The following is a 6261-nucleotide window of genomic DNA, read 5'->3' as shown; positions in this document are numbered from 1 at the left end:
CTTGCTTCTCCACTAATTGCTTTTCAGCCTGAGAAGGATTGTCTAATTGAGTTACCTATACTAGTTTTTGTCTAACGAGAACAATGAGAATTTATTTCATAATAGGAGGAATTATCTCTCTATTTTTAAAAGCATCATAATTAAATCTAATCCTCTCTGCAAGAACAGATAATTCATCATAATTTAAATTAAGTTCACTTCCTTCTAAATAAAAACTTCTCGGATAATCAACGTAAGAAGCGAAAAACATTACAGTTAATATTTTCTTATCATCAATTTCGTACAAAATATAATCCCATCTTTTTATATATATTTCTTTTATTTCTCCCATAATATTCTAATGTATATCTTTTTATAGCATATGAGTCTTTTAAGCTTTTAGAAAGACTAAGATAAGGACTAAACTCTAATAATCATTAAATTATCATCATAGAAAAGGGAAAACTTCTCTTTCCTTGTATTTATCATAATTATTACGGATATCTTCTGACAACTTTTTAAAATCAAAATTATTCTCTCTATCTCCTTTCTTCTATTTTTCTATTGTATTATTCAAAATAATATTTAATCTTCTGAATAAAACAACTCTTGTTCAAACTCTTTTGAGAGTTTTACCTCCCATATCCCATAAATGTGAAAAATATCATCACCGTACATATCTTCTAATAGACTTTGGGATTCTTTACTTCTTTTGGAGGATGACAACAGCATAAAAAATCTGTTTAGATAACTTTGAAAATAGATCGTATATGTAGTCTCTTCTTTTGTTTTTAATATTATAGAATGATTGAAAGGAATGGTTTCAACATCTATTTTTTTTGTATTAAAAATATCTCCTACTATTCCAAACCAAATATAAAAAGATATATCTTCTTCAGAAATACAAATAGCTACTTGATTGCCAAATATATTAATATTAGTTCCTGTTTTTTTTAGTCCTTTGAAAACATTCAAAGGATTATAATATGCGTATTCTTTAAATTCTCTTATTATTTTAATTTTTGGATTTTCCATTTTCCTTTTTCAAATTTTAAAACCTCTATAATTTCTATATGTCCTGATATTTCTGAAAATTTTTCACTTGACCTAATCTGATCTGCTGTTCCTTGTAATTTAAACCAAGGAATAGCTTCTGCATATTCAAATTCTAAGTTTGAGGGTAATCCTTTTTTCATTTTAAATTTATAATAGTAAGTCCCTTCTGTTATAGGGTTAGATAAAGCTCTTGAATCATAAGTAAATACTAAATCTTCTACTCCTTCAGCACTATTAAGTACAGGACTAGCAAATCTTCCATCCAATTTTTCTGCATCTTTACCTACTTGAAACCTATCAAAGACTTTTCCAGCCAATTCTTCTCCTCTTTCTACTTTAAGAATTGATTTTGCCCCATTAAAAGGAGGCCATACAACTCCATTCCATTCATTTATTCTATTTTCTTTAAAGAACTTATAAAGCTCATCCCATTTTTCTTCACCCCATAGCTTAAATGCTATTTTGTATTGTTCATCTGTAGCATTAAAAGTTTTTATAAAATCTTCATAACTTACATTTCTGTAAATGAGATTTTTAAAATCATCTACAAATCCCAAACTTCTCCATACTTCTTCTTGCTTATCTAATAAATCTCTTTCTTCTTTATTTAATGTCTTTAATTTCTCTATTCCTTTTTTCCAATCCTGATATCTTTTAGCGAGTTGAACTCTCAAATTCCCATTCTTCTGTAGAAGATTTTTTGTAGCTTGTGGTAGGTTCTTTGTAAACTTATAACCTGCTTGTCCAAGATTCTTTATCCCTATAACTCCCATTGCCAAGTTGTAGCTGTTTACAACCTGCCCTAAAAGACTATTAGGGTCTATATGCTGTGATACATTCACTCCTATGTCCCCCACAGCTCCCACTACTTCTGCCAGTGCCTAAGCACGACGTACTGTAATACAACTTTGTTGATAATTTTTACTCTTTTTTAACCTCTAATAATTCTTTTATTTTATCAATAAATTTATAAAATTCTTCTATCTGATTTTCAGAGTATCCTTTCCCTTCTAAAGATCTCGGAGATATAGAAAAAAGATTTAATTCCTTTTTTTCATTATTTCTAAGTATAGATAAATCTTTCTCTAATATTTGATATAAAAAATTTGTTTTTTCATAGTTATTTAATATACTTTTTTTATATTCTTCCTGTGAAGAATATAAATCTTTCTCTGAGAAAAGAGTTTTTAGTTGCCAAAAAGGAATTTCTTCGATTTTCTTTTCTAATTCTTTTCTCATTAAACCCATTTTATTTTGAATAAGATTTATTATTTCATTCATTTTAATTCTTTTATACTTTTTGTTATTTCTGGGAGATTTATCTTATTTTGCTTATAATCAAAAATTACTTGCTCTATTCCTCCTTTCAAAAAGAAATCTTTAGTTACTAAAGAAGTAGGTTGCCTAGCAGCAACCCCTCTCCAAACATATATTCCTTGAGAAGGTGCTTCTATTTCAATAATTTTTGTCATCCCATTCCATTCAGGCATTACTGCTGTACCTCCTATCACTTCTGAAATAGATGTTGGTTTATCAAAAGTCCAATAGTTTCCTTTGGGTAGTGTACTTCCTGTTTGCCATTTTTGATAGTATCCTATAATCTCATTTCTTAAATTACCTCTCTTCTGCAAAAGCTCTTTTTTTGTACTATAGAAGGTTTTTGATTACTCAAAAGAAATATAAAACTCTTTTATTTTTGCATTTTGATAATTATTCACAAAATATCTATCACAAATTAGATTAATCTTCTTATTATTAGTATTAAAATTGAAATAAGTTTGTTCATCATAAAAATTATACAATGCTATAAAATCTTCTTTCATGATACTATTAAAAAAAGTAAAAGGAATAAGTTCTTTTAAAAATACCTCTATCTTTTTATAACAATTATTATATTCAAATCGAACTGTCTTATCTAGTTCCTTAACAACATATATATTATTATCTAAACTTTCTACATTATTCCATATTTCTAAAGAATCTGTTTTTTTTATTTTAAAAATATTTCCTATATCCATAATTTTACTTTACTACTATTACATTGATTTTTTAAAAAATCAATGCAATATTTAATAAATGAGAGTTAATGTAGTAGATATTTCTTATATTTTATTTAGCTATTTAATATTTTAACTTTCTAAATCAATCATTTGATGTTCTTTGAAAACTTTATAAATATTTTCATCAAAATTATGCAAGTCTAAAATGATTTCTTCTTGTTTTCCTGTAAATTGTTCACCATCTGGCTGACCAATGGTTGATGTATCTCGGTATTTTTTTATTCCGATGATTTTATCCATTCGTGTTCGATCAATAAAAAAATAGTTTTTGGCAAATTGTCCATATTTATCGTCCATATTTTGAGGATGAACTTGTGGTTCTCCAAATAATTCTATCATTTTATTTTTTACTTCTTGATTATCATTTGGAAAAGAAAAACAGATTTTGTCACCAAAATTATCTACATCACCAATACGTATGCCCTCTATTTCTACTAAAATTGAGAATTCATAAAACGAATCTATATTATCTTGGCTCAAATGAGTATTGGATAATGTAATGTATTCTTTATTCCAATTGTCGCTTGTCCAATTTAGTTGATAAAACTCTATAAAATTTTCGGAGATAGGAATATAGAATTTCTTATTTTGTCTATTGTAAGTAACCGTTCCATTATCCCAAAGATTTTTTTCCCTACCTTCAAAGTTTTTTTCATAACTATCAAAACCATTCTGTATTATTTCTTTCAGTAATAGTCGATTACTTAACAATTGTTCAGTTTTAACTCCTTGAGTTATTCTACCAGAGTTAATGGTATAATATTCTAATCTTCCCTTAAATATTAACCAATTCATATTTCTACCCGTAAAAATTATTTTTTTATCCATTTATTGACCAATACTTTATTATTTTCATCAAAACCTATATACTCATACCTTGAAACAATATTTCCTTTATTATCATACACAATCATTGTCTCCCCTCCTTTAAAAATAATATCATTTTAATTTTACATATTCTGGGATAATATTTGTCTTTGAACCAGTCATCCCCGTTTTCGTATATGGTAATGGATTATTATTTTGAGAAGTTTTAAAAGCATTGTCTATGATATTAAATTTAAATCATTCTCAAATACTCTAATAAGATTATTCTTATTTGAAATTATCTTATTCATCTGTAAAAAACCTCCTCCTTTTTTACCATTAGGTAATATAGGCGTTGTTAGTACTTTCTCTATTTCTGCTGTAGAAGTGTATATTACAATGTTATTTGGAGCAGGAAAAGATGCTTCTGCCGTTTAATAGTGTATAAGACTCTTCTCCTAAATGATAGGATCATCTCCTTTCTTCTTCAAACTTTGTTAAGTATTACTAAATAATGTATAATAGAGTCTAAAGATTATGTCACAATCAATTTTTCTTGAATCAACCTACAACGTTTTTCAGGTGAGTGCCCTCCCCATTCTGTATAAATGAAATAAAAAGAATTATAATCTATGTCCTTATAAATTTTACAATTATTATAAGGGTAATAATTCAAAGATATAGGATAATTTGCAGACCAATAATTCTCATTTGTATGACATTCTTCCATCGTGATACCATCATCAGAATTTTCTACTTCTGAAATAAAAATTAATCTATTTTCTAAATCTTTACCAAGAATACTCCAAGATACATAATCTTTAGCAAAGGGGTCTGAATAATTATCAACATTAGAATGCTTCAACATTTCTATTAAATCTTTATTTGTCATATTTTAGAATTTTTTTACTTTTTCCCATTTAAATTGATCTTTAAAAAAATCCATATCTTTGATTATATCAATACTTATATAAACTCATCATTTGATAAGCTCATATCAAAGTTATATTTTCTTTTTAGATTTATAATAATCCATTTAATATTATTGTATGTTTCTATATTGTTAAAATTAAGTGTTTCTATATTTTTAATAAATAAGTCTTTTAATTCTTTTGAAATTTTCCATTCTTTCTTTAGTTTTTTATCTCCCTTGAAGCTATGCACAAAATATGACCATAATATTCCTAAAAGTTGTAACAAATCTTCTCCTGAAATATCTTTTTTTGTTTTCAATATTTTAATAATATTTTTCTCCGTTAATTCATAGTTTTCACCTTCTAATAAATAATATTCTAAGATCTCTGAATAAATATCTGTACTGTCATGCTCTCCTCTATCTCTGTCCATAACAAAATACTTTCCTTTTCCTAAAAGGAAATCTTCTATTTCATTATGTAGTATAGATTGTTTATATTTATTATTCATATAATTATTTCTTTTTCCAAACTTTTTCAAATAGGATTAAATAGTTATTGAGGTTAAGACTATGATATTCTTGAGAATCTTCTTGTCTTATCTCTTTAAATAGATTTTCTATGATATTTATATCTACTTTTCTTATTTTATAAAGATTATTTATATCCATTTCATCTATAAAATCTTGTTGTATATTAATTAATATACAAAGTCGTTTCAGATAAATTTTATCTGTATACATTGTATTATGGATGATATTCTCTCCTATATCATATAGTTTAATAATATTTCTTTCATATTCTATATTGATATTTTTATGAGATTCTCTTTCTAAAAAAGATATTGCAAATTTTCGTTTGTTCTGTTTCTCTTTTTTTGACAATAAATTCCACTCTTCTTCTTTTTTCAAAATTTCAAGGAGTCTAATTTCTTCAAGAGGAACTTTTTGTTCCTTTAAAAACTCTATTTTTTCCTCTAAATTCTTCATTATTCAATTTCTTTTAGATAAATTTCTTGAATCAAAGGATCTGATTCATCAAATCGTGGCTTAAATATTTTATTTTCTATTATAAATGTTCTATCTGACTTTAATAATATCTCTCCTTCAAAACCTGATTGTGAAATATTAGCTATTGAAACACCAGACTTATACTCTATAATTAGGATTGTATTCCCATTATTTCTATACATAAATAATTCTGCAACATCTTCATCTAATGAAGAAGAAAGAAAACTTTTTTCTGTAATTTTATCTCCCTTTTTTAATGATGAAAAATATTTAGATCCCTCTTTGCCTAAGCCTCTATATACAGGTTTATTATACTTAGGTAATTTATTTAACGCTTGGTTCATTAAGTTTTTCTGAGAGATATAAAAATCAGTCATAGGTATTTCACCTCTTAGAGCTCTATTAAAATTCTTATATCCCTCTTTGGTTGTATAA

The 6261-nt window shown here is 26.1% G+C and carries 11 protein-coding genes; all 11 read right to left on the bottom strand.

Features of this window, described 5'->3' with window-relative positions; translation table 11 throughout:
- Window positions 1-91: 91 nt before the first annotated feature.
- A complete protein-coding gene (locus HMPREF1321_RS08420; protein WP_009415438.1) occupies window positions 92-331 on the bottom strand; it encodes a hypothetical protein in 240 nt (79 codons plus the stop codon).
- 233 nt (window positions 332-564) lie between these two features.
- A complete protein-coding gene (locus HMPREF1321_RS08415) occupies window positions 565-1014 on the bottom strand; it encodes a hypothetical protein (RefSeq protein WP_009422207.1) in 450 nt (149 codons plus the stop codon).
- Entirely contained in the window at window positions 990-1877 is an 888-nt protein-coding gene (locus tag HMPREF1321_RS08410) for a hypothetical protein (RefSeq protein WP_157461813.1), read from the bottom strand. The genes HMPREF1321_RS08415 and HMPREF1321_RS08410 overlap by 25 nt, the downstream gene beginning before the upstream one ends.
- A gap of 79 nt (window positions 1878-1956) precedes the next feature.
- Window positions 1957-2316: a hypothetical protein gene (locus HMPREF1321_RS08405; RefSeq protein ID WP_034575940.1), complete on the bottom strand. Its 360-nt coding sequence runs from the start codon at window positions 2314-2316 to the stop codon at window positions 1957-1959.
- On the bottom strand, window positions 2313-2666 hold the full coding sequence (locus HMPREF1321_RS08400; protein ID WP_009422205.1) for a hypothetical protein: 354 nt from the start codon (window positions 2664-2666) through the stop codon (window positions 2313-2315). Before HMPREF1321_RS08400 ends, HMPREF1321_RS08405 begins: the two co-directional genes overlap by 4 nt.
- Window positions 2667-2699: 33 nt before the next feature.
- Window positions 2700-3053, bottom strand: a complete 354-nt coding sequence (locus HMPREF1321_RS08395; protein ID WP_034575938.1) for a hypothetical protein — start codon at window positions 3051-3053, stop codon at window positions 2700-2702.
- Window positions 3054-3164: 111 nt separating this feature from the next.
- Window positions 3165-3890: a hypothetical protein gene (locus HMPREF1321_RS08390; RefSeq protein ID WP_157461811.1), complete on the bottom strand. Its 726-nt coding sequence runs from the start codon at window positions 3888-3890 to the stop codon at window positions 3165-3167.
- 547 nt (window positions 3891-4437) lie between these two features.
- Entirely contained in the window at window positions 4438-4794 is a 357-nt protein-coding gene (locus HMPREF1321_RS08385) for a hypothetical protein (protein ID WP_034575937.1), read from the bottom strand.
- 74 nt (window positions 4795-4868) lie between these two features.
- The gene (locus HMPREF1321_RS08380) at window positions 4869-5327 is read right to left on the bottom strand and encodes a hypothetical protein (protein WP_009422210.1); all 459 of its coding nucleotides are present in this window, start codon (window positions 5325-5327) and stop codon (window positions 4869-4871) included.
- 4 nt (window positions 5328-5331) lie between these two features.
- The gene (locus HMPREF1321_RS08375; protein ID WP_009422209.1) at window positions 5332-5805 is read right to left on the bottom strand and encodes a hypothetical protein; all 474 of its coding nucleotides are present in this window, start codon (window positions 5803-5805) and stop codon (window positions 5332-5334) included.
- The coding region (locus HMPREF1321_RS08370; protein WP_034575936.1) for an ADP-ribosyltransferase domain-containing protein at window positions 5805-6261 on the bottom strand (457 nt) is incomplete at its 5' end. The genes HMPREF1321_RS08370 and HMPREF1321_RS08375, both read right to left, overlap by 1 nt.

The organism is Capnocytophaga sp. oral taxon 412 str. F0487 (assembly GCF_000271925.1).
Lineage (GTDB): Bacteria > Bacteroidota > Bacteroidia > Flavobacteriales > Flavobacteriaceae > Capnocytophaga > Capnocytophaga ochracea.
The sequence above is the reverse complement of the archived record's forward strand: the minus strand, read 5'-3'. Positions and strand labels throughout refer to the sequence as shown.

What these genes read in the sequence shown, in the direction of transcription:
- HMPREF1321_RS08420 (WP_009415438.1), bottom strand. Translation starts at nt 331, where the DNA reads ATGGGAGAAATAAAAGAAATATATATAAAAAGATGGGATTATATTTTG.
- HMPREF1321_RS08415 (WP_009422207.1), bottom strand. Translation starts at nt 1,014, where the DNA reads ATGGAAAATCCAAAAATTAAAATAATAAGAGAATTTAAAGAATACGCA.
- HMPREF1321_RS08405 (WP_034575940.1), bottom strand. Translation starts at nt 2,316, where the DNA reads ATGAATGAAATAATAAATCTTATTCAAAATAAAATGGGTTTAATGAGA.
- HMPREF1321_RS08395 (WP_034575938.1), bottom strand. Translation starts at nt 3,053, where the DNA reads ATGGATATAGGAAATATTTTTAAAATAAAAAAAACAGATTCTTTAGAA.
- HMPREF1321_RS08390 (WP_157461811.1), bottom strand. Translation starts at nt 3,890, where the DNA reads ATGAATTGGTTAATATTTAAGGGAAGATTAGAATATTATACCATTAAC.
- HMPREF1321_RS08385 (WP_034575937.1), bottom strand. Translation starts at nt 4,794, where the DNA reads ATGACAAATAAAGATTTAATAGAAATGTTGAAGCATTCTAATGTTGAT.
- HMPREF1321_RS08380 (WP_009422210.1), bottom strand. Translation starts at nt 5,327, where the DNA reads ATGAATAATAAATATAAACAATCTATACTACATAATGAAATAGAAGAT.
- HMPREF1321_RS08375 (WP_009422209.1), bottom strand. Translation starts at nt 5,805, where the DNA reads ATGAAGAATTTAGAGGAAAAAATAGAGTTTTTAAAGGAACAAAAAGTT.